The 26235-nt window shown below is 68.1% G+C and carries 22 protein-coding genes, 1 tRNA gene and 1 other RNA gene; 14 read left to right on the forward strand and 10 right to left on the reverse strand.

Annotated features, from left to right (window positions below; all coding sequences use genetic code 11):
* Positions 1-35: 35 nt before the first annotated feature.
* Positions 36-111: transfer RNA gene (locus tag DEU34_RS07235), tRNA-Val, on the reverse strand.
* 75 nt (positions 112-186) lie between these two features.
* On the opposite strand from DEU34_RS07235, the gene DEU34_RS07240 reads away from it, so the two are divergent.
* The 3 genes from DEU34_RS07240 to rnpB all read left to right on the forward strand — a co-directional run bounded on the left by DEU34_RS07240 (position 187) and on the right by rnpB (position 3057).
* Positions 187-918: a zinc ribbon domain-containing protein gene (locus tag DEU34_RS07240; protein WP_121149422.1), complete on the forward strand. Its 732-nt coding sequence runs from the start codon at positions 187-189 to the stop codon at positions 916-918.
* A 12-nt stretch (positions 919-930) separates the two neighbouring features.
* Entirely contained in the window at positions 931-2655 is a 1725-nt protein-coding gene (locus DEU34_RS07245) for a bifunctional 3'-5' exonuclease/DNA polymerase (RefSeq protein WP_121149423.1), read from the forward strand.
* A 26-nt stretch (positions 2656-2681) separates the two neighbouring features.
* Positions 2682-3057: RNase P RNA component class A (gene rnpB, locus DEU34_RS07250), an RNA gene on the forward strand.
* Between the two features lie 19 nt (positions 3058-3076).
* On the opposite strand, the gene ppgK is transcribed toward rnpB, so the two are convergent.
* Positions 3077-3868 carry a polyphosphate--glucose phosphotransferase gene (gene ppgK, locus DEU34_RS07255; protein ID WP_121149424.1) on the reverse strand — a complete coding sequence of 264 codons (792 nt, stop codon included), beginning with the start codon at positions 3866-3868 and terminating at the stop codon, positions 3077-3079.
* A gap of 102 nt (positions 3869-3970) precedes the next feature.
* Here ppgK and DEU34_RS07260 point away from each other — a divergent pair, with 102 nt between their 5' ends.
* From DEU34_RS07260 to DEU34_RS16440, 5 genes are all read left to right on the forward strand, one after another.
* The gene (locus DEU34_RS07260) at positions 3971-4180 is read left to right on the forward strand and encodes an SPOR domain-containing protein (protein ID WP_121149425.1); all 210 of its coding nucleotides are present in this window, start codon (positions 3971-3973) and stop codon (positions 4178-4180) included.
* Between the two features lie 25 nt (positions 4181-4205).
* A complete protein-coding gene (gene glnA / locus DEU34_RS07265; RefSeq protein WP_116646522.1) occupies positions 4206-5546 on the forward strand; it encodes a type I glutamate--ammonia ligase in 1341 nt (446 codons plus the stop codon).
* A gap of 31 nt (positions 5547-5577) precedes the next feature.
* Positions 5578-8574, forward strand: coding sequence for a bifunctional [glutamine synthetase] adenylyltransferase/[glutamine synthetase]-adenylyl-L-tyrosine phosphorylase (locus DEU34_RS07270; RefSeq protein WP_121149426.1), 2997 nt, complete (start codon positions 5578-5580; stop codon positions 8572-8574).
* Positions 8575-8712: 138 nt separating this feature from the next.
* Positions 8713-10071, forward strand: coding sequence for an NADP-specific glutamate dehydrogenase (gdhA, locus tag DEU34_RS07275; protein ID WP_121149427.1), 1359 nt, complete (start codon positions 8713-8715; stop codon positions 10069-10071).
* A gap of 230 nt (positions 10072-10301) precedes the next feature.
* Complete coding sequence (locus DEU34_RS16440; RefSeq protein ID WP_259460058.1) at positions 10302-10433, forward strand: hypothetical protein; 132 nt, start codon at positions 10302-10304, stop codon at positions 10431-10433.
* Positions 10434-10492: 59 nt separating this feature from the next.
* On the opposite strand, the gene DEU34_RS07280 is transcribed toward DEU34_RS16440, so the two are convergent.
* Positions 10493-10840, reverse strand: a complete 348-nt coding sequence (locus DEU34_RS07280) for a hypothetical protein (protein WP_121149428.1) — start codon at positions 10838-10840, stop codon at positions 10493-10495.
* A gap of 149 nt (positions 10841-10989) precedes the next feature.
* Here DEU34_RS07280 and DEU34_RS07285 point away from each other — a divergent pair, with 149 nt between their 5' ends.
* Entirely contained in the window at positions 10990-11355 is a 366-nt protein-coding gene (locus DEU34_RS07285; RefSeq protein WP_121149429.1) for a hypothetical protein, read from the forward strand.
* A 789-nt stretch (positions 11356-12144) separates the two neighbouring features.
* Here the strand turns inward: DEU34_RS07285 and DEU34_RS07290 are convergent.
* Together DEU34_RS07290 and glnA (DEU34_RS07295) are read right to left on the reverse strand one after the other, a co-directional pair.
* Positions 12145-12909 carry an SDR family NAD(P)-dependent oxidoreductase gene (locus tag DEU34_RS07290; RefSeq protein ID WP_220659927.1) on the reverse strand — a complete coding sequence of 255 codons (765 nt, stop codon included), beginning with the start codon at positions 12907-12909 and terminating at the stop codon, positions 12145-12147.
* 202 nt (positions 12910-13111) lie between these two features.
* The gene (glnA, locus tag DEU34_RS07295) at positions 13112-14536 is read right to left on the reverse strand and encodes a type I glutamate--ammonia ligase (RefSeq protein ID WP_116646533.1); all 1425 of its coding nucleotides are present in this window, start codon (positions 14534-14536) and stop codon (positions 13112-13114) included.
* Positions 14537-14668: 132 nt separating this feature from the next.
* Between glnA (DEU34_RS07295) and DEU34_RS07300 the strand changes: the two genes are divergently transcribed.
* Positions 14669-15061: an RDD family protein gene (locus DEU34_RS07300; protein WP_121149430.1), complete on the forward strand. Its 393-nt coding sequence runs from the start codon at positions 14669-14671 to the stop codon at positions 15059-15061.
* Positions 15062-15068: 7 nt separating this feature from the next.
* Here DEU34_RS07300 and DEU34_RS07305 read toward each other — a convergent pair whose 3' ends face one another.
* Positions 15069-15779 carry a DUF4191 domain-containing protein gene (locus DEU34_RS07305; RefSeq protein ID WP_121149431.1) on the reverse strand — a complete coding sequence of 237 codons (711 nt, stop codon included), beginning with the start codon at positions 15777-15779 and terminating at the stop codon, positions 15069-15071.
* Positions 15780-15897: 118 nt separating this feature from the next.
* Between DEU34_RS07305 and DEU34_RS07310 the strand changes: the two genes are divergently transcribed.
* Positions 15898-17181 carry a hypothetical protein gene (locus DEU34_RS07310; protein ID WP_121149432.1) on the forward strand — a complete coding sequence of 428 codons (1284 nt, stop codon included), beginning with the start codon at positions 15898-15900 and terminating at the stop codon, positions 17179-17181.
* 19 nt (positions 17182-17200) lie between these two features.
* Here the strand turns inward: DEU34_RS07310 and sucB are convergent, their stop codons facing one another.
* Genes sucB through DEU34_RS07325 form a run of 3 tightly spaced genes read right to left on the reverse strand, consistent with a single transcriptional unit; the run spans position 17201 to position 21849 of the window.
* Positions 17201-18955 carry a 2-oxoglutarate dehydrogenase, E2 component, dihydrolipoamide succinyltransferase gene (sucB, locus tag DEU34_RS07315; protein WP_121149433.1) on the reverse strand — a complete coding sequence of 585 codons (1755 nt, stop codon included), beginning with the start codon at positions 18953-18955 and terminating at the stop codon, positions 17201-17203.
* A 54-nt stretch (positions 18956-19009) separates the two neighbouring features.
* A complete protein-coding gene (gene lpdA / locus DEU34_RS07320; RefSeq protein WP_121149434.1) occupies positions 19010-20383 on the reverse strand; it encodes a dihydrolipoyl dehydrogenase in 1374 nt (457 codons plus the stop codon).
* The gene (locus DEU34_RS07325) at positions 20380-21849 is read right to left on the reverse strand and encodes a leucyl aminopeptidase (protein WP_121149435.1); all 1470 of its coding nucleotides are present in this window, start codon (positions 21847-21849) and stop codon (positions 20380-20382) included. Before DEU34_RS07325 ends, lpdA begins: the two co-directional genes overlap by 4 nt.
* Before the next feature lie 83 nt (positions 21850-21932).
* Here DEU34_RS07325 and DEU34_RS07330 point away from each other — a divergent pair, with 83 nt between their 5' ends.
* From DEU34_RS07330 to DEU34_RS07340, 3 genes are all read left to right on the forward strand, one after another.
* On the forward strand, positions 21933-22862 hold the full coding sequence (locus DEU34_RS07330; protein ID WP_121149436.1) for a proteasome assembly chaperone family protein: 930 nt from the start codon (positions 21933-21935) through the stop codon (positions 22860-22862).
* A gap of 213 nt (positions 22863-23075) precedes the next feature.
* Positions 23076-24401, forward strand: a complete 1326-nt coding sequence (locus tag DEU34_RS07335) for an RNA polymerase sigma factor (RefSeq protein ID WP_121149437.1) — start codon at positions 23076-23078, stop codon at positions 24399-24401.
* A gap of 12 nt (positions 24402-24413) precedes the next feature.
* The gene (locus tag DEU34_RS07340) at positions 24414-25112 is read left to right on the forward strand and encodes a coenzyme F420-0:L-glutamate ligase (protein ID WP_121149438.1); all 699 of its coding nucleotides are present in this window, start codon (positions 24414-24416) and stop codon (positions 25110-25112) included.
* A 65-nt stretch (positions 25113-25177) separates the two neighbouring features.
* On the opposite strand, the gene DEU34_RS07345 is transcribed toward DEU34_RS07340, so the two are convergent.
* Positions 25178-26200, reverse strand: coding sequence for a sugar-transfer associated ATP-grasp domain-containing protein (locus tag DEU34_RS07345; protein ID WP_121149439.1), 1023 nt, complete (start codon positions 26198-26200; stop codon positions 25178-25180).
* Positions 26201-26235 lie beyond the last annotated feature (35 nt).

The following is a 26235-nucleotide window of genomic DNA, read 5'->3' on the forward strand; positions in this document are numbered from 1 at the left end:
GGCGTCGGGGAGACGAGATCGAGCCTGATGGCGAATGGTGGGCCCTGCCGGGATCGAACCGACGACATCCACGGTGTAAACGTGGCGCTCTACCAGCTGAGCTAAAGGCCCTCGAGACCAGTCTAAGCGGGCATCGACCTCGAGCCGTGAACGCCCGTGACGTAGACCGGCGGGTAGGTTGGACACGTGAACGCCGACCCCTCAGACCAGCGCCGACTGCTCGACCTCGCCGAGCTCGACGCCCGCATCCGACGGGCTGAGAACACGCGGAAGAACCCGCCGCAAGCCGCGCGCGTGCAGGAGCTGCTCAAGCAGCGCTCCGTGCTGTCGCAGGAGCTCTCCTCGCGGGCCGGCGTACGAGACGATCTCAAGCTCGAACTGTCACGCATCGAGAGCGACGTCACCGTCGTCGATGCGCGCAGTGCTCGCGATGCCGGGCGGCTCGCCGCATCCACCAACTCGAAGGAAGCGCAGGGTCTCGAAAGCGAGATCGCCGCGCTCGCACGGCGCAAGTCCGATCTCGAAGACGCCGAGCTCGTCGTGATGGAGAAGCTCGAAGCGGCCGAGGCGTCGGTCGCCGAGCAGGAAGCCGTCGTCGCCGAGACGAACGAAGAAGGCGCGCGCCTGAGTGCCGAGGCGAAGCAGGTCGTCGCCGACGCGACACGCGAACTCGAGACCGCTCAGCGCGACCGCGGTGCTGTCGCCGGCGACATCGACCCCGCGCTCGTCGCCCTCTACGACCGTCTCGCGACGCGAGGCAACGCCGCGGGGCACCTGCACCGCGGAACGTGCGAGGCGTGCCGCATGGTGCTCTCGGGCACCGACATGAACAAGATCCGCCAGGCCGCCGACAATCTCGTGGTGAACTGCCCCGAATGCGGCGCCATTCTGGTGCGCACCGAAGAATCCGGGCTGTGAGCGCCCACTCCGGTGACGCGCGCTGACCCGCGCCCCCACTGGATCGTCCTCGGGCGCGACGACGGCGATGAGCTGTGGGCGTCGCTCGATGCGACGGGCGCAACGATCGCCACCGAGCGTGTTCGCTCCGCCAACCTCACGGCCCGGATCGCGCACGAGGAGTCGCTCGGCTCCGTGCGGTGGGTCTGGAACGACACCCCCGCGTGGTACCCGTCGTTGCTCGCCGCAGGGGTGAGGATCGCGCGCTGCCACGACCTGCGCCTCTGCCACGCGATCCTGCGCGACTCCGAACTCGTCGCCGTCGGCCACCCGGTGCGGTCGGCGCGCGCCTGGGATGCCGCCGGAGTCGACGGAACGGATGCTGCGCCCGCACTGTTCGATCTCCCCTCGGGCGCCGACGCGTTGCCGGCGGATCTCGACAGCGCCCTCGCCGAGTTCACCCGGCAGCGCGATGCTCTCGATACGGCGTCCGATCCGGGGCGCCTTCGCCTGCTGACCGCCGCGGAGTCGGCGGGCGCGCTGATCGCCTCCGAGCTTCGATCGGCGGGCCTGCCGTGGAACGCCGCGGAACACGACCGGATCCTGACCGGGATGCTGGGGGAGCGCCCCGCTCACGGCGGCTTGCCCGCGGCCATCGTCGCCAAGGCGGCGGAGGTGCGCAACGCACTCGGCGATCCGCAGGCGAGCCTCGACTCCCAGCCGAAGCTCTTGCGCGCACTCCACCGGGTCGGCGTCAACGTCGAATCGACCTCGCGGTGGGAGCTGCGTCGGCACGAGCATCCCGTCGTCGTTCCTCTCATCGAATACAAGCGCATGATGCGCCTTCTCACCGCGAACGGATGGAGCTGGCTCGCGGAATGGGTCGACGACGATCGCTTCCGGCCGGTGTACGTGCCCGCCGGGGTCGTCACCGGGCGCTGGGCGTCGTCGGGCGGCGGAGCGTTGCAGATCCCGCGTCCGCTGCGCGCGGCCGTGCGGGCCGACCCGGGGTGGAAGCTCGTCGTCGCCGACGTCGCGCAGCTCGAGCCGAGGGTGCTGGCGGCGATGTCGAGCGACACCGCGCTGGCGGATGCCGCGCGGGGCGCCGATCTCTACGGCGCCATCGCCGAGCGCGGCAAGCTGGAGGGCCGCGAAAAGGCGAAGCTCGCCCTCCTCGGCGCGATGTACGGCGCAACCTCCGGCGAGAGCGGGCGTCTCGTTCCGCAGCTGCGGAGAACATATCCTCGCGCGATGAAGCTCGTCGACGACGCGGCCCGCACCGGAGAAGACGGCGGCGTGGTGTCCACCTGGCTCGGGCGCACGTCGCCCCCGCCGTCACGCGCCTGGCGCGACGTGCAGTCGGATGCGACCGACGACGCAGCATCGGCTGCCGACACCGAGCTCGCTCGTCGCGTCGGCCGAGACCGCGGCCGGTTCACCCGCAACTTCGTCGTGCAGGGGACCGCCGCGGAATGGGCGCTCGCGTGGATGGCCGAGCTGCGCAACCGCCTCGCGGCGATGCCCGTCGTCGAGCCCGAGCGGGCCGCGCACGCATCCGGCCCGGTCTTCGCTCGGCAGGCGCATCTCGCGTTCTACCTGCACGACGAGGTCGTCGTGCACGCGCCGGCCGAGCACGCGGATGCGGCGGCCGACGCGATCGTCGAGGCCGCAGCATCCGCCGGTCGCCTGCTCTTCGGCGGCTTCCCCGTCGACTTCCGACTCGACGTGCACATCGCCGACAGCGCGGAGAAGGCGTGAACGCCGCCTAGACTCGACCACGCGAATGGGTCGGCTGGACGGTCGCGTCACGGGTTCGCCCGTGCCGAGGAACGTCCGGGCTCCACAGGGCAGGACGGTGGGTAACACCCACCCGGAGTGATCCGCGAGACAGTGCCACAGAGAGCAGACCGCCACGGTGCCTCGCTCGTCGAGGCGCCGGGGTAAGGGTGAAAGGGTGGTGTAAGAGACCACCGGGGTCGTGGTGACACGACCCGCACGGTAAACCTCGTCCGGAGCAAGGCCATACAGGGGATGCTGACGCGGCTCGCCGAGTCCCCGGGTAGGCCGCTAGAGCGGCACGGCAACGTGTCGCGTAGAGAGATGACCGTCCACGGGGCTCACGCCCCCGGACAGAACCCGGCGTACAGGCCGGCCCATTCGCACCCTCTCGACACTCGCCCTACTTGACGGCGGGCAGCGCCTCCGGAACGGGCACGGCGAGCGACGCTGCACCGATGATGCCGGCGTTGTTGCGGTGCACGGCGGGCACGATCGGGGTGTTGAGCTTGAGTAGGTTGAGGAACTCGTCGGAGTGCTTCGAGACGCCGCCACCGACGACGAACAGGTCGGGGCTGAAGAGGAACTCGACGTAGTCGTAGTACCACTGCAGGCGCTTCGCCCACTTCTCCCACGACAGCTCCTCGCGCTCCATCGCCGAGTAGGCGGCGTAGCCCTCGGCGTCGCGCTTGTGCTCGGCGCGCTGGAGGTGTCCGAGCTCGCTGTTGGGAATCAGTACGCCGTCGTAGATCATCGCCGAGCCGATGCCGGTTCCGAGGGTGGTGAGAATGACCAGACCCTCGACGCCCTTGGCGGCGCCGTAGCGCACCTCGGCGATGCCGGCGACGTCGGCATCGTTGGCGAAGTGGATGCCGCGGCCGAGGCCGTCTTCGAAGAACTTCTCGGCTTCGAAGCCGATCCACGACTTCGACACGTTGGCGGCGGAGAGGGTGCGGCCGCTCTTCACGATGGCGGGGAACGCGACCCCGAGTGCGATGTCGGTGTCGTCGGCCACGCCGAGCTTGTCGAGGACCTTCGTCACCGCCTCGAGCACGTCTTTCGGCTCGGCGCCGGCGGGGGTGGGCACCTTGATGCGGTCGCTGAGCAGCTCGCCCTTTTCGAGGTCGACGATCCCGGCTTTGATGCCGGTTCCGCCGATGTCCACTCCGACTGCTTTCGACGCGTTCGATGCCATGCCCCCACCCTATCCAGCGGGAGGTGCACGATCAGTAGGATCGACAGTGGCCCTTCGGAACCTCGAAGCAGCCCGCGCGCCGTGTGAAACGAGGAGTCTTCCGTGACCGATGACAGCGAGAAGTACTGGTACAACCTGACGACGGGCCAGGTCGAGCGCGGCTTCGCGTCTCCGATGGTCGATCGCGCCGGCCCGTTCGACACCGCCGAAGAGGCGGCGAACGCTCCCGCCCTGATGCGCGAGCGTTCGCGCGAGTGGGACGAAGACGAGGCCCGCGAGAAGAATTGGGGCGCCGACGGCGCCCAGAAGTAGTCGATCCGTAACCCGAGGGGACACCATGGACAAGCAGCGTGACTTCGTACTGCGCACGATCGAGGAGCGCGGCGTCAAGTTCGTGCGCCTGTGGTTCACCGACGTCATGGGGACCCTCAAGTCGGTCGCCATCGCACCGGCCGAGGTCGAAGGCGCCTTCGCCGAAGGACTCGGTTTCGACGGCTCCGCGATCGAGGGGCTGACCCGCTCCTACGAGTCCGATCTGCTGGCCCACCCCGATCCGACCACGTTCCAGACGCTGCCGTGGCGTGGTGAGGTCGATCCGACCGCGCGCATGTTCTGCGACATCACGACCCCCGACGGTCAGCCCGCCGTCGCCGACCCGCGGCACGTGCTGAAGCGCACCCTCGCGAAGGCCGCCGACGCCGGGTTCACGTTCTACACGCACCCCGAGATCGAGTTCTACCTCCTGAAGTCGTCCACCCTGGGCGCAAACGGGCAGCCTGAGCCCGTCGACTCCGCCGGCTACTTCGACAACGTGCCCGGAGGCACCGCTCACGACTTCCGTCGCCGGTCGGTGCGGATGCTGGAAGACCTCGGCATCTCCGTCGAGTTCAGCCACCACGAGGGCGGGCCCGGCCAGAACGAGATCGACCTCCGTTACGCCGATGCGCTCACGATGGCCGACAACATCATGACCTTCCGCACGGTGATCAAAGAGGTCGCGATCGAGCAGGGCGTCTACGCGACCTTCATGCCGAAGCCGATCAGCGGACAGCCCGGCAGCGGCATGCACACGCACATGTCGCTGTTCGAGGGAGACATGAACGCCTTCTACGAGGAGGGCGCCCAGTACCAGATATCCAAGGTGGGTCGACAGTTCATCGCCGGCCTCCTTCGCCACGCGAACGAGATCTCGGCCGTGACGAACCAGTTCGTCAACTCCTACAAGCGCCTCTGGGGCGGCGACGAGGCCCCCAGCTTCATCTGCTGGGGCCACAACAACCGCTCCGCCCTCGTGCGCGTGCCGATGTACAAGCCCAACAAGGGCCAGTCGTCGCGCATCGAGTACCGCGCGCTCGACTCGGCGGCGAACCCCTACCTCGCCTACGCGCTCATGCTGGCCGCGGGCCTCAAGGGCATCGAGGAGGAGTACGAACTCCCCGCCGAGGCAGAAGACAACGTGTGGTCGCTGACCGATTCCGAGCGCCGCGCCCTCGGCTACGCCCCGCTGCCGCAGAGCCTCGACGACGCCCTCTCCTACATGGAGGAGTCGGAGCTCGTCGCCGAGACGCTCGGTGAGACCGTCTTCAACTACGTGCTGCTGAACAAGCGTCGCGAGTGGCAGCAGTACCGCGCCCAGGTGACGCCGTTCGAGCTGCAGAGCAACCTCGAGATGCTTTGACCCGAGAGACGCGCATGAGAGGGGTCGGCCGATGACGTCGAGTGATCGTTCCTCCCCCCTCACGGGTCTCGCGCGTCGCGGGTTCGCGCGCCTCACCGAGGCCGACGCGTTGCTCGCCGAGCTCGCCGGCCTCCTCTCAGCCGACCGTGAGGAGCTGACCGCAGCCGCGTCGCAATCTGCCGACCCCGATGAGGCACTCTCTGGTCTCGTGCGGATCGCCCGCCGCAATGCCGACGCCGTGCGCACCGCGGCGGCGGATGCTGCGGCCTGGCGCGCCATCTGGAACCTCGCCGGCGCATCGCTCGGCTTCGGCGAGTTCTATCTGCGACACCCGGAGGAGCTCGTGCACCTCCGCGGAGCGGGCGACAGCCTGCCTGACGACGAGGCGATGCGCGCGGCCATGCTCGAATCGGTCGGAGCCCGCGACGGCTTCGCAGAGAGCGGGCGAGAGGCTGCGTGGGTCGCGCTGCGCGTGCGCTATCGCAGCATCCTGGCCCGTATCGCTGCCTACGACCTGGCCCAGGACGACCCCACCGCGGTCGTCGACTCGGTCTCTGCGCGCCTGGCGGATGCCGCTGGCGCTGCCCTCGAGGCCTCGCTCGCCGTCGCCCGCACCCGGGTCTCCGATCCCTCCGCGGGCTCAGCCGCCTTCCCGCACGCCCAGGTCGCGGCGACCTGCTTCGCGATCATCGCGATGGGGAAGGCCGGGGCCCAAGAGCTCAACTACGTCAGCGACGTCGACGTCATCTTCGTCGGCGGCACCTCAGACGAAGACGTCGTGAGCGAATCGCGCGCCATCGACATCGCCACGCGTCTGGCTGTGCAGACCATGCGCGGGATCTCGGGTGCCGAGATCGAACCCGGCCTCTGGGAGGTCGACCCGAATCTGCGCCCCGAGGGCAAGCAAGGCGCTCTCGTGCGCACGCTGGACTCTCACTTGACCTACTACGACCGCTGGGCCAAGAGCTGGGAGTTCCAGGCACTGCTGAAGGCACGCGCCGTCGCCGGCGACACCGACCTCGGCGAACGCTACGTCGCGGCAGTGCAGCCGAAGGTCTGGACCAGCGGCGCTCGCGCGAACTTCGTCGAAGGCGTGCAGAAGATGCGGGAGCGGGTCACCGACCACATTCCCGCCGATGAAGTCGCCCGCCAGATCAAGTTGGGCCCGGGCGGCCTTCGCGACATCGAGTTCACGGTGCAGCTGCTGCAGTTGGTGCACGGCCTCAGCGACGAGCGGATCCGCCAGCGCGGCACGCTCGCCGCCCTCGACGCTCTCGTGGCGGAGGGATACATCGGGCGCACCGACGCCACCGCGTTTGAACGCGACTACCGCGTGCTGCGGCTCCTCGAGCACCGCCTGCAGCTGCGCGCGCTGCGACGCACCCACCTCATGCCGATCAAACCCGACGAGCAGAGGGCGCTCGCGCGTTCGTCCAAGCTCGCCGAGACCGGCCAGGGGGTGCTCGACCTGTGGGAAGCGACCAAGCGCGAAGTGCGCGACATCCACGTGCGCCTGTTCTACCGTCCGCTGCTCTCGGCCGTTGCGGCCCTGCCCGAGGCTGAGCGCACCCTCTCGACCGCCCAGGCGCACGACCGTCTGAGCGCGATCGGGTTCCACGACCCCGCCGGCGCGCTGCGGCACATCGCCGCGCTCACGACGGGGCTGAGTCGCAAAGCATCCATTCAGCGCCACCTGATGCCCGTGATGATCCGCTGGTTCGCCGACGGCGTCGACCCCGACTACGGTCTGCTGGCCTTCCGCCGCATCAGTGAGAGGCTCGGAAACACGCCCTGGTTCCTTCGGATGCTGCGCGACTCTTCGGCTGCGGCCGAGAGCCTCACCCGCGTGCTGTCCGGCTCGCGGTACATCGGCGAGCTGATGGAGTGGATCCCGGAGTCCGCCGCATGGCTCGATGACGAGGAACTCCTGCGCCCGCGCAGCGGTATCTCGCTCCAAGAAGAGGCGCGCGCGATCCAGGCGCGGCACGCCAGTGTCGACGACGCCATGCGGTCGGTGCGGGCTCTTCGGCGCCGCGAGATGCTGCGCACAGCCATGGCCGGCGTGCTCGGGGTCGTCACGATCGAAGAACTCGCCAGCGCGCTCACGACGATCACCGAGGTGTCCATCCAGGCCACGCTTCGCGCGGTGTGGCCCGAGGTCGTGCCGCCGGAGGATGCGGCGCTCGACTTCGCGGTCATCGCGATGGGGCGATTCGGTGGTTCCGAACTCGGCTTCGGGTCGGACGCCGACGTCATGTACGTCTACCGCGCCAACGGCGTTCCCGCCCAACGCGCCCACGACCTCTCGGTCAAGCTGGTCGCGGCCATTCGGCAGCACTCGGAAGACCACCGCCTGCCGCTCGACCTCGACGCCGATCTCCGCCCCGAAGGACGCAACGGCCCGATCGCGCGGTCGCTCGAGGCGTATGCGGAGTATTACCGCCGCTGGTCGCTGTCGTGGGAGGCCCAGGCGCTGCTGCGCGCCCGCGGGATCGCGGGAAGTGTGAAGCTGCTCACCGCGTTCTTCGAGATGGTCGACGGCGTGCGTTACCCGCCGGCGATCGATCCGAACGGCCTGCGAGAGATCAAGCGCATCAAGGCCCGTGTCGAGAGCGAGCGACTCCCACAGGGCGCTGATCCGTCTCGACATCTCAAGCTCGGGCCGGGATCGCTCAGCGACGTCGAATGGCTCGTGCAGGTGCTCCAGCTGCAGCACGCTCACGAACTTCCTGGCATGCGCACCACGTCGACCCTTCGCGCCCTGGATGATGCCCGAGAAGCCGGGTTCATCGAGGATGCCGACGCCGAACGCCTGCGCGAGACGTGGTTGCTCGCGAGCAGGCTCCGCTCAGCCAACACGCTGCTGTCGGGCCAGACCAGCGATGGTCTGCCCACCGACCGGGCGAAGCTCGACGGGATCGGCCGCATCCTCGAGTATCCGCCGCGTTCCGCCTCCGCCATCGAAGAGCAGTGGATGGGCACCTCGCGTCGTGCGCGGCGCGTGTTCGAGCGCCTCTTCTACGGCTGAGGCGTCGCACACACGTCGCGTACGTAGAAGGCTCCGCGGCGTCATATTGTCTGCGGGGGCCGCCCGTCTGGATAGGGTGAAGTCCGGCAGCCGCACCAACCCGAGCGCGGCCACTTCATCCGGCCAGAAAGCTCCACCATGACCGTGACCTCGTCCGCTCTGCCCGACACCGTTCGCGATGTGTATTCCACCGTCGAGAAGCGTAATCCGCACGAACCCGAGTTCCTCCAGGCCGTTCATGAAGTGCTCGAGACCATTGCGCCTGTACTGGAGCGGTACCCGCAGTTCGTCGAAGGCGGCATCCTGGAACGGCTGGTCGAACCCGAGCGTCAGATCCTCTTCCGCGTGCCGTGGGTCGACGATGCCGGCCGCTTGCAGGTGAACCGGGGCTTCCGTGTGCAGTTCTCCTCGGTTCTCGGCCCTTACAAGGGCGGTCTGCGCTTCCACCCGTCCGTGAATCTTTCGATCATCAAGTTCCTCGGATTCGAGCAGATCTTCAAGAATGCGCTGACAGGGCAGGGCATCGGCGGGGCCAAAGGCGGCAGCGATTTCGATCCGCACGGACGCTCCGATGCGGAGGCCATGCGGTTCTGCCAGTCGTTCATGAACGAGCTCTATCGCCACCTCGGCGAGCACACGGACGTTCCGGCGGGCGACATCGGTGTGGGCGCACGCGAGATCGGCTACCTCTTCGGCCAGTACCGCAGGATCACGAACCGCCACGAGTCGGGGATGTTCACGGGTAAGGGCGTGCAGTGGGGAGGTGCTGAGGTTCGCACCGAGGCAACGGGGTATGGCGCCGTCTTCTTCGCTCAGCAGATGCTGGCCGTCCACAGCACATCACTCGACGGACTCAGGGTCGGAGTCTCCGGCTCGGGCAACGTCGCGATCTATGCGATCGAGAAGGCCTGGCAGCTGGGTGCAACGCCCGTCACCGCGTCGGACTCGTCGGGGTACGTCGTCGACCACGAGGGGATCGACGTCGCCCTTTTGCGGCACGTGAAGGAGGTCGAACGGGCGCGAATCCACGAGTACGCCGCCCGGCGTCCGTCTGCTCGATTCGTCGAGGGAGCCCGCCCCTGGGAGGTGCCGGTCGATATCGCCATCCCGGCCGCAACGCAGAACGAACTCGATCTCGACGATGCTCAGACACTGATCTCCAACGGGGTCCGAGCCGTTTCAGAGGGCGCGAACATGCCCTCTACTCCCGAGGCCATCGCCGCATTCCAGGGCGCCGGAGTGCTCTTCGGCCCCGGCAAAGCGGCCAATGCCGGCGGAGTCGCCACTTCCGCGCTCGAGATGAGTCAGAACGCCGCTCGCCAGAAATGGAGTTTCGACGACAGCGAGCGTCGGCTCCGTTCCATCATGGCGAGCGTCCATGACGCGGCCTTCGACGCTGCCGAGCGGTACGGACACCCCGGTGACTACGTGATCGGCGCGAACTCTGCCGGCTTCGAGCGGGTCGCGCACGCGATGCTCGCGCAGGGCGTCATCTGACGCTCTGCGGGAGACACACGGCCGACGTCGGAGGCGGTCTCCGCATCGGATACGACCGTGCCATTGCTGTGAGACCACGGAGGCTCGTCGAAACGCCGAGCTGCGTCGTCGTCGCGGCTCGTCTCAGACGTCGTCCAAGGACCTCACACAGAACGTGGGCCCGCGCCACCCCCTCACATCGCGCCGCGGATAGGCGTTGGCTGGGGATCTCAGCGATGGAAGGGGTCGACATGACCGATAGCAAGAACCCGAACAGCACGGATTCGATGTCGCAAGACCACGACTCGGCCGGCGCCGGCTCCGAGTCGCCGGAAGAGGGAAAGGCCGCGATGGCCGACGCAGAAGAAGCCGTCGAGGACTGACGAGAACGGGACAAGCCGATGGGTTCTGCCCAGGGGCATCTTTTGTAGCCCTCGACGGGTCAGCGGTCTGTGTCAGACCCCGTCGTCGCAGGAGGCTCGGGGATCAGACGCAGGCCCCCGGTCCCGTTGGCGAGATCAGCGAGCTGACTCAGCCACTTGCGGTTCAACGGCTGATCGCTGCGCTCATCGAAACTGAAGTACAGCGACGAGCTCGATGAGATCCAGACGGTGCCGTGGAGACCGGGCGTAGCGAGAGCGTCGTCACCATGGACGTCGGGCTCGTTGTCCCAGTTGAAGCCGAAACTCTCGTTGCGCCGGAGCTTCGTGAGGATGACCGCGCGTAGATGCTCGAGACCCCGATCGTCGATCCGTATGGCGGGCGCCATGCCGTAGATGAGGTGTCCCATTGTGGTTCCTTCGCAAATGAACGCCGGGGATCGCAGGTATGCGCGCGCTCTTCGAAGATTACAACACGCGTGTCGACGTCGCTGTAACGCACACGTCGTCGGATGGAAAGGGGGCGGGCGTACACGCGGCGGAGGAGTAAAGGTTGAGGATGCACAGGATTCACTACGCGGGCGACTCGTTTCTCACCGGCTCGGACATCGCGCGTGCTCTCCTGGAGTACGCACAGGTACTCGCATCCGTCGGGCAGGCGGCCACCATAGAGATCCCGACCCTGTCTGACGACGGCATCCCCGGCCGATCCATCATTCTCATCGGCCCGTCCAGCCAGGTCGTCGCCGGAACGGAGGACTCCGCTCACCCGGAGATCCTCGATCCTGAACTCGTCGCCTCGATGGCATTCAGCGTCGAGCTGCTTCAGCACCCGGCGGGGTCATCGTCCGTCGTCACGGCTCGAACTCGCGACCGGAACCGGGAGTGGGACAACGACGAATGGGACGGGCTCGACGTCATCTAGTCCGACCCTCCACGACATCGCGATGAACATGTCCCCGCCCCGCCGTAGGCTCATCGCCTCGGGCCGGGAAGGGACTCCGGGGCGTTGGGAACGAACAGGCGATACGCAGACAGGATCGATGCACTGAGCGGGCACCACGGGCCACCCCCCGTGACGTTGCCGCAGCAGGCATACGGTCCCCGGCCGATCGAATGGACACTGTCGCGTCCACCCGTGTGGGTGTGGGTGCAGTGGCGAGACAGGGCAGCCGAGCGCGTGCACGGCTACGTCAAGGGCTATAACGACCGAGTCTGCATCGTCGCAGTCGACGGAGCAGGTGGAGGGTGGGAGATCGTCGTGTGGAGGACGGCGGTGACTCACCGTGCCGGCGCTCCGCCCGCTTCGGAGCCCCTAGGGGGCCCGTTACCAAGGCCCTAGCAATTCCCTAGTCGGCTTCGCTTGTCCCCCGAATGGGGGACACGACGCCGTATTCTCGTGGTCGGCCCGCTTCGCGATGGAAGGCACCCCTGAGCGGAGCGGGCCACCTCTGGGGGGAAACAGTTGCAGATTCATCACGCCATCCGTGCTGCCGTCGACCGAGTGCTGTACGGTCGCTCCACCGTCGAATGCGAACACTGCGGGGTGTCGTTGCCGGCCCACCTCGCGGTGTGGCGTGGGCTCTATCCGTACTGCTCGGCGGAGCACGAACACGGAGACGGTGCGACCCCATAGGCTCCGGCATCGTTGATCGCCACGCTGCACGCCCGGTCGCTCCGAGCGTGCGTTGTGTGGAGTCTTCGTCGTGCGCGCTCAGTTGCCCCCGGTGACTCGGAGGTCGGCGCCGGACGTGAATGCGGCGCCCGGGCCGAAGAAGTAGGCGACGGCGTCGGCGATCTCGTGGGGATGCGCAGCGCGACGCAGCGGAATGCCGGGGGCGCGCTCTTCGGGAGCGTTCGGGCGCCCGCCATCGGCGTGGATGCTCGTGTAAGTGGTGCCGGGTGACACCGTGTTCACGCGCACGCCCTGCGGGCCGAACTCCTTCGCCAAGCCGACGGTCATCGCGTTGATCGCGGCTTTGCTCATCGCATACGGCACATAGGTGTTCGGCGCACCGCTCGTCGCAGCGCCGGAGGAGATGTTGACGATCGTGCCGCCCTCGCCGCCCCTCTCCGTCGACATCGCTTCGAGCGCCGCGCGGGTCACGGCGATGGGCGCGAGGACATTGACGCGCAGCATCCGCTCTACTTCGGCGAGGTCGATGTCGATGTAGTCGCCGATCCGCATGGTGATGCCGGCGTTGTTCACGAGGCCGGTCAGCCGGTCGTACTCGGCGAGTGTTGTCGGGACCACGCCGGCGGCGTCGTCAAGATTCGCAAGGTCCGCCTGGATGAGCAGCACTCGCGCGCCCTGGGCGCGGCACGCTGCGGCAACGGCCGCCGCTTCGTCGCGAGCGACCCTGTAGGTCAGGGCGAGGTCATGGCCATCAGCGGCGAGTCGCTCTGCGATGGCGGCACCGATACCGCGGCTGCCGCCGGTGACGATCGTGACGGGTCGGGGTTCGGTCGATTGCATCATTCGCCCAGCCTACGTTTCGCCGACGCGCGACCAGGATGCGTACTACCGGGACGCGTGTGCAACCGCCTGACAACAAGAAAGTCCCGGTTTCGACGAGATCTGTGAGATGTCGTCGAAACCGGGACTCATTGCGCGAACGCCGGCTTCTCAGCGAGCCGCGGGCCGTGCACCTCGAGATGCCGGCGCTACGCGATGCGACCTGTCAGACGCCGAAGTACAGCTCGTACTCGAACGGGTGCGGACGCTGCGCGATCGGCTGGATCTCGTTCTCGATCTTGTACTCGATCCAGGTGTCGATGAGCTCCTGTGTGAACACGCCGCCCGCGAGGAGGAACTCGTGGTCTGCGCGGAGCGCCTCGAGCGAGTCGAGAAGCGAGTTCGGAACCTGCGGGATGTTCTTCGCCTCTTCAGCCGGGAGCTCGTAGAGGTCCTTGTCGACGGGCTCGTGCGGCTCGATGCGGTTCTTGATGCCGTCGATGCCGGCCATCAGCTGAGCCGCGAACGCGAGGTACGGGTTGCCCGAAGCATCCGGTGCACGGAACTCGATGCGCTTCGCCTTCGGGTTCGAACCCGTGATCGGGATGCGGATCGCAGCCGAGCGGTTACCGGCCGAGTAGACCAGGTTGACCGGGGCCTCGAAGCCCTTCACCAGACGGTGGTAGCTGTTCAGCGTCGGGTTGGTGAAGGCCAGCACCGCGGGCGCGTGGGCCAGCAGACCGCCGATGTACCAGCGAGCGACGTCGGAGAGTCCGCCGTAGCCGGTCTCGTCGTAGAACAGCGGCTTGCCGTCCTGCCACAGCGACTGGTGGGTGTGCATACCCGAGCCGTTGTCGCCGAAGAGCGGCTTCGGCATGAAGGTCGCGACCTTGCCCCACTGCTCGGCGGTGTTCTTGACGATGTACTTGAACTTCAGGATGTCGTCGGCCGCGTGCAGCATCGTGTCGAAGCGGTAGTTGATCTCCTGCTGACCGCCGGTGCCGACCTCGTGGTGCGAGCGCTCGAGCTCGAAGCCCGCCTCGATCAGCTTGAGCGTGATGTCATCGCGGAGGTCAGCCGTCTTGTCGACGGGGGAGACCGGGAAATAACCGCCCTTGTAGGGGGTCTTGTTGGCGAGGTTTCCGCCTTCTTCTTCGCGGCCCGTGTTCCAGGCGCCTTCCTCGGAGTCGACCGAGTAGAAGCTCGAGTTCTGCTTCACCTCGAAGCGCACGTCGTCGAAGATGTAGAACTCGGCCTCGGGGGCGAAGAACGCGGTGTCGGCGATGCCGGTGGAGGCGAGGTACTTCTCAGCCTTCTTCGCGACCTGGCGCGGGTCCTTCGAGTAGATCTCGCCGTTGCGCGGGTTGTAGATGTCGAAGACCATGACCAGCGTCTTCGCCTCGCGGAACTGGTCGAGGTACGCCGTGGTGACGTCGGGGATGAGCTGCATGTCGGATTCGTGGATGTTCGCGAATCCGCGGATCGAGGACCCGTCGAACAGCTGTCCGACGGTGAAGAACTCCTCGTCGACGGTGGCCGCGGGGATGTTGAAGTGCTGCTGCACACCCGGGAGATCCGTGAAACGGATATCGAGGAACTTGACGTCCTCTTCCTGGATGAAGCGCAGAACCTCGGACGAATCTTTGAACATGAAGACTCCAGAGGTAGCGAATCGGGATGTGCCGGCCGCCAGGCCTGACCAGTCGAACCTATCGGCGGGGCATTGCTCGCCAGTGTCCCATATGTTTCCGGGATGTTACGAGCCCGTGGTTAGGCTTGCCGGATGACCTTCGCCCCGTCCGACTTCCCCGGTGATCGACTCGGATACCCGAAAGAAGGTCCGGGATCGGTCGCACGACTCGGACGACGCGTCGGTGCGCTCTTCATCGACTACGGGGCGGCCTACCTGATCTCGGGATTCTTCGCGTGGGATGCCCTCGCGATCTTCGCGATCTTCGCGGCGATTCAGATCGTCTTCCTGCCGACGCTCCAGGGCAGCCCCGGGCACCGCATCGTCGGGTTGCGTCTGCAGCGCCTCGACGGAGGCTGGGTAGGGCTGTGGAAGCCGGTCATCCGCACCGTGCTGCTGATCCTCGTCATCCCCGCGGTGATCTGGGACGCCGATCAGCGCGGCCTGCACGATAAGGCCGTCGGAACGGTGCTCGTCCGTCGCTGACGCCGGATCAGCGCGGGCGCGGTGCGCGCGCCTTCGTCGGGTCGATGCCCTTCGGGATCGGCAGCGACGCGAGCGACTGCGACACCGAGTCGACGCGCTTGATGACCGCAGCCATGGACGCGCGGTCGACCTTCTTGGGCAGCGACTTGATGGTCGAAGCGAGGTTCTTCACCTCGACATCGTCGTCGCCGTGGCCGAGGTAGAGCACCGTCACCGGAACACCGGAGGCAACGCGCTGGATCTTCGATCGCTCCTCGTTCACCAGACGCGTGAGACGTCCGCGAGAACCCTCGCCCACGAGAACGACACCGCCGCGGCCGATGGCGCGGTAGACGGCCTCCTGCGTGCGGGGGTTCACGCCGACCGGCATCTCGGTCGACTGCCAGTGGCGCCCGAGCGACGTGGAGAGCACGTGCCCCGCAGCGCCCGGCATTCCGTCGATCTTGCGGTACATCGCCTTGGTCGACAACCGCGTCATCGTGATCATCGCGGCCAGGATGCCCGCGAGAAGGCCGGTGAAGCCCCAGAGAATGACGCTCCAGATCGCGAACGGCGGGATCAGGAACCCGATGCCGACGCCCAGGGCGATACCCAGAACGACGATGCCCGCCAGCACGTACGGGAGCCATTTGTAGGCATCCCGCGTAAAGGTGAAGAGGGTGCGGAGCTGGGAGAAGAAATTGGGGCGCTTCTCAGGAGCGGTGGGTCGAGCGGCCATGGTTCGATTCTAGCTTTGGCATCGCGTCGTCTCCTCCCCAGCCGTGGAGGGGCGATCGATCATGCACCGCCCGCCGTCATCGTGCCCCGCTCGCCACGCGGATGACGAGCATCGGAACGTGCTCTCTCCACCGACCTCGCAGGCCTTCGACATGTTCAGCGCGGTGCGATCGGTGCAGCCACCCGGGAGTCCCTTCGACGCGAGGATCGCAGAGAGCATGGACGGGCGATCGGTGATGCTCGCCGATCGCGCGGCGGTCGCCGACCTGCCCGGATGGACTGCGCAAGACCACGCGCACCTTCTCGCGCCGGTCGACATCGTTCGCCGCTCAGACGGGCACGACGTCGTCTTTCCCCTGCTCACCGAGAGTGTGACGCAGTTCTTGCAGAGGCGCGAGGATGCTGGCGCACCGGTCACCGGGGGAGAGGCCGTCACCCTCGCCGTGAGCATCGTGCGCGGCCTGTCGGCTTCCCTTGAGCGGAACGAATGCGCGGAGGGCGAGTGGTGGCTCACCGACGACGGTCGGCCGCTTCTCGTAGAGGGGGTCGGCCACGAGACCGCTCGCGAAGCGTCTGCGCGTCTCTTGGGGACCATGGCGGAGAGCCTGCCGCGCACCCGTCTCGGCGCGGTTCTCAGTGAACTCGCCGATGCTGCGCGTCAGGCCGATGCGGCGCGCATCGACGCGGAGTGCGAGGACGCGCTGTTCGGGTGCGCCGACCCGGAGCCGCTGTTGACCGAGGTCCTCGGACCTCGACGGGCGAGGCACCTCGCGACGACCTCCGAGACCGGTCAGGCGACGTCTGAGCGGTCCCTGTGGCAACGGCTCGCCTTCCACATGGACGCCGACCTCGCCGACACCGCGTCGGACGCGGTGCATGCCATCGTCCGCCGCATCCGTCGATCCCCGTCTCGTCGGCGGGCGATCGTCATCGCCGTCGTGATCGCGGGCCTCATCGCGGCGGCCGGGATGCTCTGGCCCACGGACGGCGCCGACATCACCCCTGGGGCGGCCCCGGCGCAGCAGTCTTCCGCCGCCGACGCCGAGGGTGGGGTGAACCCCTCAGGGTCTTCGCCGGATGAACCTGACCCGGCGACGGGCGATATCGCGGCCGCCACCACGGAGCTTCTCGACCGCCGTCTGGCCTGCGGAGATATCGCGTGTCTGACGAGGGTGCTGGAAGATCCGGCTCGGGAACTCCCCGCGGGCGTCATCGACCATTCTCCGGACGACCGTCGGGCGACGCTCCTCGACGACCTGGGTGGGGTCGTCGTCGTCCGGCTTGATTCGCTGTCGGGCCGAGACACGCAGATCATCACGGTCGTCGACACGAAAGACGGATGGCGCATCCGCGACGTACACGACGTCACCGATGCGCCATCCAGAGCCTCGTCGGAGGGGTGAGCTCCGGGAGGATCGATTCTCAGATGCCGAGCTGGCCCTCGAACTGCGCGGCCTCGAGACGCGCCTTGACCGCACCGAGGAAGCGGGCTGCGTCCGCGCCGTCGATGATGCGGTGGTCGTAGGAGAGGGCGAGGTAGACGTACGAACGCACGGAGATGGCGTCCTTCCCGTCGACCGAGACGACACCCGGCTTCTTCACGACCGCGCCGAGACCCAGGATGGCCGACTGCGGGAGGAAGACGATCGGAGTGTCGAACAGCGCACCGCGCGAACCGGTGTTGGTCAGCGTGAACGTGCCGCCGGCCAGCTCGTCGGGCTTCAGCTTGTTGTCGCGGGTGCGCGCGGCGAGATCGGCGATCTCACGCGCCAGCTCGGCGAGGTTCTTTCCACCGGCGTCGCGGATGACCGGGGTGAGCAGTCCGCGCTCGGTGTCGACGGCGATCGACACGTTCTCCGAGTCGGGGTAGACGATGGAGTCGCCGTCGACCGTGGCGTTGACGATCGGGAACGCCTGGAGCGCCTCGATCGCCGCGAGGGCGAAGAACGGGAGGAACGAGAGCTTGTCGCCCGTCTTCTCCTGGAACTGTGCCTTGACCGCGTCGCGGTAGGCCGCGACCTTCGTGACGTCGACCTCGACCACGGTCGTGAGCTGCGCCGTCGCCTGCATCGACGCCACCGCACGCTCGGCGATCACCTTGCGCAGGCGCGACATCTTCTGCGTCGTCCCGCGCAGCGGGGAGACCTCGACCGGCGCCGGTGCAGCCGCGGTCGTCGCGGCAACCGGTGCGGCGGCGGCCGGAGCCTTCGCGGCCTCCGCAGCCTTCAGCACGTCCTCCTTGCGGATGCGTCCGCCGACACCGCTTCCGGTCACGGTCGCGAGGTCGACACCCTGCTGCTGGGCCAGACGACGCACCAGCGGCGTCACGTAGGTGACCTCGTCGTTCGAGGCGACCACGGAGTCGGCGGGAGCCGGGGCGGCCTCGGCCTTCGGAGCAGGTGCTTCCGCCTTCGGCGCGGGAGCGGCAGGAGCCTCCGCCTTCGGAGCCTCGGCCTTCGGGGCCTCCTCGGCGGGCTTCTCTGCAGCGGGAGCCTCGGGCTCGGGGGCGGGCGCCTGTGCCTTCGGAGCCTCGGGCTCGGCCGGGGCCGCGGGGGCCGCGCCGCTGCCGATGCGCGCGAGCGCAGCGCCGACCTCGACAGTCTCGTCTTCGGCTACCAGGATCTCCTGCAGCTTGCCCGCGACGGGGGAGGGGATCTCGGTGTCGACCTTGTCGGTCGAGATCTCGAGGAGCGGCTCGTCGACCGCGACATCGTCTCCGACGGCCTTCAGCCACCGCGTGACGGTGCCCTCGGTGACGCTCTCGCCGAGCTCGGGGAGACGCACCTCGGTCGCGTCGCCGGAGTCGGCGGGAGCGGCCTCGGCCTGCGGCTCAGGGGCGGCAGCGGGAGCCTCCGGCTCGGGCTGGGCCTGCTCGGCGGGCTCCTCGGCCGTTTCGGCAGGCGCTTCGTCGGCGGGGGCCGATGATGCCGGTGCGGACGAACCGTCACCGATCTTGGCGAGGATGGCGCCGACCTCGATGGTCTCGTCCTCCTGGACGAGGATCTCTTCGAGGACGCCGCTGACCGGGGAGGGAATCTCGGTGTCGACCTTGTCGGTCGAGATTTCCAGCAGACCTTCGTCTTCCTGGACGGTGTCGCCGACGTTCTTGAGCCAGCGGGTGACCGTTCCCTCGGTGACGCTCTCTCCGAGCGCGGGGAGGACGACGGAAGTGCTCATGAGATTGTCTCCTTCAAAACCGTAAGTGGTTCTAGCTTAGTGACGCGGAATGCGTCAGAGCGTGTGCAGCGGTTTGCCCGCGAGAGCGAGGAACGCTTCGCCGAGCGCTTCGCTCTGCGTGGGGTGTGCATGGACGAACGGTGCGATGTCTTCTGGATGCGCTTCCCAGCCGACCGCCAACTGCGCCTCGGTGATGAGCTCGCCGACGCGATCGCCGACGAGATGCGCACCGATGATCGGGCCGTCCTTCTTGCGAACGATCTTCACGACACCGGGGGTGCCGAGGATCTCGCTCTTGGCGTTACCCGCCAGGTTGTACTCGTACGCGACGATCGCGTCGGCGCCGTGTGCGGCGACGGCGTCTGCCTCCGTGACACCCACCGACGCCACTTCCGGTCGCGAGTAGGCGACGCGCGGGATCTGCTCGTCGGGGATGAGAACCGGCGAACGTCCGGCGATCTCCTCGGCGACGAAGATGCCCTGTTGGAAGCTCCGGTGCGCCAGCTGCGGGCCGACCACGATGTCGCCGACCGCCCAGACATGCGCGACATCGGTGCGGAGCCTGTCGTCGGTGCGCACGAAGCCGCGGTCGAGCACGACGCCGGCCTCCTCGTACCCGCGACCCTCCGTCGCCGCGGCCCGGCCGACCGCCACCAGCACGTAGTCGGCGGTCAGTTCGGTCCCGTCCTCCAGCCGCACGGTGACGGAATCGTCGGTCTGCGTCAGCGAGTCGAAGCGCACGCCCGTCCGTGCGACGATCCCGCGCTTGCGGAACGCACGTTCGAGCGCCTTGCTGGACGACGCATCCTCGGTCGGCAGCAGCCGGTCGAGGGCTTCGACGATGGTGACCTCGGCGCCCAGCGAGCGCCACGCACTGGCGAACTCGACGCCGATGACCCCACCGCCGAGAACGATGACGTGGTCGGGGATCACATCGAGCTCGAGAGCGTGCTCGCTGGTGAGTACGCGTCCCTCCACCGCCAGACCGGGCAGTGTGCGGCTGTACGAACCCGTCGCCAGGATCACATCGCGACCACGGTAGACGTCGTCGCCGACGCGTACCGCCGGCCCCTCGACGAGAACACCCTCGCCCGAGACGACGGTGATCCCCCGAGCGCTGATCAGGCCCTGGAGCCCCTTGTACTTCTTCGACACGACGCCCTGGCGATACTCGCGCACGCCGGCGGCGTCGATGCGGTCGAGGTGCACGTGCACACCCACGGATGCTGCGTCACGCGCGGTGTCGGCGACCTCGCCGGCGTGCAGCAGCGCCTTGGTCGGTATGCAGCCCCGGTGGAGGCAGGTGCCGCCCAGCTTGTCCTTCTCCACGATCACGACCGACGCTCCGAGTTCCGCCGCACGGAGAGCTGCAGCGTATCCACCGCTGCCTCCGCCGAGGATCACCACATCGGCCGCGTGATCGGTCACCGCTGGGCCTCGGCGGCCAGGAGCTCGATGAGAGATCTCGTCGCCGCCCCGGTCACTCCCTTGTCGGTGAATCCGAAGGCACCGCCCTTGTTCATCCCGACCCCGGCGATGTCGAGGTGCAGCCAGGGGATTCGCGCTGCATCCGCGTCGTCAGACACGCGCCCGACGAACCGCTCGAGGAAGAGGCCCGCGAACATCGTGCCGCCCGCAGGATCGCCCATCTTGGCGTTCTGCATGTCGGCGATGGGGGAGTCGAGCTCGTCACGCATGTGCTCGGGCAGAGGGAGACGCCAGGCCAGCTCGGCGGTGCGGTCCGCCGCGGCGAGGTAATCGGCGACAGCGTCGTCGTCGCCCATCACCCCGGTGTGGCGCGTCCCGAGCGCGACGGTGACGGCGCCGGTGAGGGTGGCGATATCGACGACCAGGTCGGGATGCTCGCGGCTCGCCGCCACGAGGCCGTCGGCGAGAACGAGCCGCCCTTCGGCGTCGGTGTTGGTCACCTCGACGGTCTGCCCGTCGAGCATCCGGAGCACGTCGCCCGGGCGGGTCGCGCGACCGGACGGCATGTTGTCGGCGATGCAGAGCCAGCCGGTGACCCGCACCGGCAGCTGCAGCGCGGCGGCGGCCCGCACCACGGCGAGAACGGTCGCAGCCCCGCACATGTCGTACTTCATGCCCACCATCGACGCCGCGGGCTTGAGCGACAGACCACCGGTATCGAACGTGATGCCCTTGCCGACGAGAGCCACGTGGCGCGTCGCGCCGGCGGGCGCGTAGTCGAGACGCACGAGGCGTGGCGGTCGGTCCGATCCCTGCCCGACGCCCAGGATCCCACCGAAACCGTCGGCCCTCAGGGCGGCCTCGTCCCACACGCGCACGTCGACGGCGAGGTCGGTGACGGACGCCTGGGCGCGTTCTGCCAGGTCGGCCGGGCCCAGCCACTCGGCCGGGGTGGTCACGAGATCCTTCACGAGGGCGACGGCGTCCCCGATGGCCGCGACGGCGGCGACGTCCTCGGATGACGGAGCGGCGTCGGCGTGCACGGTGACCTCGGTGGCACGTGATGCGGGGGGCTTCATCGCGTAACCCGCGAAGCGGTACCCGCCCAGCGCGGCGCCCTCGGCCAGCGGCCGCCAGACGTCGCCGTCCGCGCCGGGAGCGGCCACGGCGACGCGGTCGAACCCGGTGAGCGATCTGATCCCCGCGCCCGCAGCGTCCCGCAGCGATGCGGCGTCGTCCTTGCGTCCGCGCCCGGCGACAGCCAGCGGCAGCTCGACTCCTTCGGCGGCGATGCGCTGGTACGAACCGGCGCCGCCGGTGAACCCGATACGTCGCAACTGCGCCGCGAGTCCGGGCCATCCGTCGATCTCGGTGGTGTCGTCGAGGTGCGGAAGGACGAGGAGGAGCGCGTCGGCATCGGCCTCGCGGACCGATGAGCTGCTGTGCGCGAGACGGGGGAACGGCATGACTCCATCCTAAGGAGCGCTGTTCGCTGTCAGCGGGACCCCCGCGCGGGTCCCGTGTCGCGCACGGCTTCTAGAGTGGAGGTATGCCCTCTTCAGCGCCGCTGTACGAACGCGCCGCATCGGCGCCGCCGGTGCCGCCGGGTCTGCCGCTCGTCATCGCGCTCACCGGCTTCACCGACGCCGGAGGAGCCGTCGCTCAGGTGGTGGAGTACTTCCGGGACGAGCTCGACCCGTCGCCGGTCTTCGCGTATTCCAACGACGTCCTGCTCGACTACCGCGCCCGACGCCCGATCATCTCGTTCGACGGAGATCATCTCTCCGACTACCAGCCGCCGCGGCTCGACGTCTCCCTCGCGCACGACGCCCTCGGGCAACCGTTCGTCCTGCTCGCCGGGTACGAGCCCGACTTCGCGTGGGATGCCTTCGCCGCGTCCGTCCTCGAGGTCGCAGAGACGCTGCAGGTCTCCTCGGTCACGTGGATCCACGCGATCCCCATGCCCGTCCCTCACACGCGTCCGGTCGGTACCACGGTGAGCGGCACCCGCGCCGACCTCATCGAGGCGCATTCCGTCTGGCGCCCGCAGACCCAGGTGCCGGCCACCGTCGGTCACCTTCTCGAATACCGCTTCGCGGAGTCGGGGGCGCAGATCGCCGGCTTCGTGCTGCTCGTTCCGCACTACCTCGGCGACACCGAGTACCCCGCAGCCGCTCTGGCCGGTCTCGACAGCCTCACCGTCGCCACCGGCCTCATCTTCTCCGGCGACCGTCTCCGCGACGAGAATCGCGACTTCTTGACCAAGGTGCAGGATCAGGTCGGAGCGAGCGACGATCTCACTCGGATGATCGAAGGCCTGGAGGAGCGCTACGACTCCTACATGGCGGGCTCGACGCAGGCGACGCCGATCATCCACACCGGTGACCTCCCGAGCGCCGACGAACTCGGCGCGGAGCTCGAGCGCTTCCTCGCCTCACGCCCCTCCGGTGACGACGAACCCCGAAACGGCCTGGGCTGAGCGGAATATCACACTGGACCCCGGCGTTATCCGAGGTGTACCCTTCCGCGCGCGTCAGGTCCGCTGCCCAACGTGTGCGACAATGAAGACCCTGACCCGTTGTCGACCGGTCGGCGTTCGCATCCGCTTCGCCGTTCGGACTTGACAAGGGTCTTACTAGTGTCCGAGAACGTCCGGCGGCAGCCGACGGACCTACCCGGCGAAAGGCGAAACGTGGCAGGCACGAGCACCAAGACCCGCACCCCGAAGGACACCGACCTCGACGACGTCGAGAGCGAGACCGCGGCAGCGCCCGCGAAGAAGGCCCCGGCCAAGAAGGCCCCCGCCAAGGCGAAGGCAGCCGCCAAGCCGAAGGCAGCGTCGAAGGCGAAGGCGAAGGCCACCGACGAAGACGCCGAAGACGAGACCGAACTCGACGGCGAGGTCGAGGTCGACGACACCGACGACTCCGACGACGCGAGCGACGACGCTCCCGCGGCCGCGACCCCGAAGAAGACCGAGGGCGACGACGACGAGGAGGAGTCGACCAAGCCGGCCTTCACCGAGCCGCTCCCCACCGGGGCGATCGTCATCTCCTCCGGCGACGACGACGAGGTGCCGGTCTACTCGGCGCAGATCACCGGCGCCACGGCCGACCCCGTCAAGGACTACCTGAAGCAGATCGGTAAGGTCCCGCTGCTGAACGCGGCCGAAGAGGTCGAGCTCGCGATGCGTATCGAGGCCGGCCTGTTCGCCGAAGAGAAGCTGTCGCACATGTCGGCCGCCGAGAAGTCGAAGCAGCTCGGACTCGACCTGCAGTGGGTCGCCCGCGACGGTCAGCGTGCGAAGAGCCACCTGCTCGGCGCGAACCTCCGTCTGGTCGTCTCGCTCGCGAAGCGTTACACCGGTCGTGGCATGCAGTTCCTCGATCTGATCCAGGAGGGCAACCTGGGCCTCATCCGTGCGGTCGAGAAGTTCGACTACACCAAGGGGTTCAAGTTCTCGACGTACGCCACGTGGTGGATCCGTCAGGCGATCACCCGTGCCATGGCCGACCAGGCCCGCACCATCCGCATCCCGGTGCACATGGTCGAGGTCATCAACAAGCTTGCGCGCGTCCAGCGCCAGATGCTCCAGGACCTGGGTCGCGAACCCACGCCCGAGGAGCTCAGCCGCGAGCTCGACATGACCCCCGAGAAGGTCATCGAGGTGCAGAAGTACGGGCGCGAGCCCATCTCGCTGCACACTCCGCTCGGCGAGGACGGCGACAGCGAGTTCGGCGACCTGATCGAGGACACCGAAGCGGTCGTCCCGGCCGACGCGGTGGGCTTCACGATGCTGCAGCGTCAGCTCGAGTCGCTCCTCGATTCGCTCTCCGAGCGCGAGGCCGGCGTGATCCGCATGCGCTTCGGCCTGGGTGACGGGCAGCCCAAGACCCTCGACCAGATCGGCGACACGTTCGGCGTGACGCGCGAGCGCATCCGCCAGATCGAGTCGAAGACCATGGCGAAACTCCGCCACCCCAGCCGGTCGCAGTCGTTGCGCGACTACCTCGAGTAAGCGGGAGCCTTCGTGACCGACGCAGCAAACGCCGGTAAAGCCCTCACCACGACCGTCGACGGTTCGTCGTTCGCCCGCATCCCGATCCGCACCCGGGTCGTGCTGCCGGGCGACGACCTCGACGCTTTCCTCCGGGAGTACGCGGTCGGGGCCGTTGAAGCCGGCGACATCCTCTTCGTGACGGAGAAGATCGTCGCGATCACCCAGGGTCGCTCCTACCTGGTCGAAGACATCACGCCGCGCCGCCTGGCGCTGCTCCTCTCCAAGTACGTCACGCGCACGCCGTACGGCATCGGTCTCGGCATGCCCGAGACGATGGAGATGGCGCTCCGCGAGTGCGGCACGCCCCGCATCCTCTTCGCCGCCGCGGTCTCTGCGGTGACGAAGGCGTTCGGGCGCAAGGGCGACTTCTACCGCATCGCGGGAGACAAGGCCCGCGCGATCGACGGCCCGACCAAGGGCACCATCCCTCCGTACAACAAGGCGGTCGTGCTCGGCCCCGAGCGTCCGCGCGAAGTAGCGGCGCACGTGAAGTCGATGCTTCCGGTCGCCGCCGAGGTGGCGGTGGTCGACATCAACGACCTGGGCGGTAACATCCTCGGCTCGACCCTCGACAAGGCCGGCGAGCGGCGCCTCCTGGCGATCCTGTCGGACAACCCTCTCGGCCAAGGGCACGAGTCGACACCGCTCGGTCTGGTGCGCAAGGCCTGACACACGACGAAGCCCCGTTCTCGTCATCCCGTATCGGATGCCGGCAACGGGGCTTCGTCGTTCTGTCAGAACCCGATCGCGGCCTGGTACCGGGGCTTGTGACCGGTGCGGATGCCGGTGACGCTGGGCTTGTTCTCGTAGACTCCCGCGCCCCAGTTGCCCTCGACGAGCACCGGACCGTCGGCCGTCACCACGATGTCCCACCCCACGTACTGCACCTGGGGGACCACCCGCGCGACGCGATCGACGAACTCGCGCACCTCGTCCATCAGGGGCAACTGGAAGTCGGCGATGCGGAAGCCCGAGTCGGGGTGCGTCTCGTGCACGTGACCGTGCGAGTCGTAACCGGGACCGACCGCCCGACCTGACTCGTCGAGCATCGTGTAGAAGCCGCCGAAGGTCATCTGGTCGCTGACCGCGCCGCGACCGAACTTCTGCGCCATGGCGAGGATGTGCGTGCGCTGACCGTCGAAGAACGCAGTCACCCGAGTCGTGTTCACGGTGCCGGGGCAGACGGCGGCGAGGTCGGGATGCTGCGAGATGACCTCTTCGATGAGCAGCTCGCCCCGCTCCCACAGGCCGCGGTGGAACTGCGCCCAGTCTTCGACCTCGGCCGCGTGATAGCGGTGCACTCCGGTGCCGGCCTGACCGACGGGCTCCTTCGTCACGATCGTGCCGAGTCGCTGGGCGAAGGCCTTCACCTCGTCGGCGTTGCCTTCCGTCACCACCATCCAGTCGCGGTGCAGGTGTTCGCTGAACACCTGGTCGAACTCGACCTTGTCCTGGAAGATGTGCCGGTAGTCGGGGTGGTCGTACTTCTGCGAGATCTGATTCGAGACGGGGTGCGTCATGTAGGTGGCACGCTCGGCACGGGTCAGGATCGAGAAGTCGTAGTCGATGTAGTCCTGGAACCCGACGTTGCGGAAACCCGCCTGCCAGAGCATGTCGACGACGACGAGCGGCGTCCACGTCCCGTGGTCGCGCGACGCCTCGCGCGCGCGCTCGAAGACGGATCCGACGTCGATGCGTCGGGCGCGCCCGACGAGGTAGCGAAGGCGGGGCGCGAGGGCGAAGCCCTGGTCTGGCATAGGAGCTCCGGGGTCGGCGGACGAGACCCCGTTAG

Origin of the sequence: Microbacterium sp. AG1240 (assembly GCF_003635115.1) — a bacterium.
In the GTDB taxonomy this organism is placed as follows: domain Bacteria; phylum Actinomycetota; class Actinomycetes; order Actinomycetales; family Microbacteriaceae; genus Microbacterium.

Bases quoted from the DNA above. Each gene is read 5' to 3' on its own strand.
- ppgK (WP_121149424.1), bottom strand. From the start codon at position 3,868: ATGGCATCGAACGCGTCGAAAGCAGTCGGAGTGGACATCGGCGGAACC.
- glnA (WP_116646522.1), top strand. From the start codon at position 4,206: ATGGACAAGCAGCGTGACTTCGTACTGCGCACGATCGAGGAGCGCGGC.
- DEU34_RS07270 (WP_121149426.1), top strand. From the start codon at position 5,578: ATGACGTCGAGTGATCGTTCCTCCCCCCTCACGGGTCTCGCGCGTCGC.
- gdhA (WP_121149427.1), top strand. From the start codon at position 8,713: ATGACCGTGACCTCGTCCGCTCTGCCCGACACCGTTCGCGATGTGTAT.
- DEU34_RS16440 (WP_259460058.1), top strand. From the start codon at position 10,302: ATGACCGATAGCAAGAACCCGAACAGCACGGATTCGATGTCGCAAGAC.
- DEU34_RS07280 (WP_121149428.1), bottom strand. From the start codon at position 10,840: ATGGGACACCTCATCTACGGCATGGCGCCCGCCATACGGATCGACGAT.
- DEU34_RS07285 (WP_121149429.1), top strand. From the start codon at position 10,990: ATGCACAGGATTCACTACGCGGGCGACTCGTTTCTCACCGGCTCGGAC.
- DEU34_RS07290 (WP_220659927.1), bottom strand. From the start codon at position 12,909: ATGATGCAATCGACCGAACCCCGACCCGTCACGATCGTCACCGGCGGC.
- glnA (WP_116646533.1), bottom strand. From the start codon at position 14,536: ATGTTCAAAGATTCGTCCGAGGTTCTGCGCTTCATCCAGGAAGAGGAC.
- DEU34_RS07300 (WP_121149430.1), top strand. From the start codon at position 14,669: ATGACCTTCGCCCCGTCCGACTTCCCCGGTGATCGACTCGGATACCCG.
- DEU34_RS07305 (WP_121149431.1), bottom strand. From the start codon at position 15,779: ATGGCCGCTCGACCCACCGCTCCTGAGAAGCGCCCCAATTTCTTCTCC.
- sucB (WP_121149433.1), bottom strand. From the start codon at position 18,955: ATGAGCACTTCCGTCGTCCTCCCCGCGCTCGGAGAGAGCGTCACCGAG.
- DEU34_RS07325 (WP_121149435.1), bottom strand. From the start codon at position 21,849: ATGCCGTTCCCCCGTCTCGCGCACAGCAGCTCATCGGTCCGCGAGGCC.
- DEU34_RS07330 (WP_121149436.1), top strand. From the start codon at position 21,933: ATGCCCTCTTCAGCGCCGCTGTACGAACGCGCCGCATCGGCGCCGCCG.
- DEU34_RS07345 (WP_121149439.1), bottom strand. From the start codon at position 26,200: ATGCCAGACCAGGGCTTCGCCCTCGCGCCCCGCCTTCGCTACCTCGTC.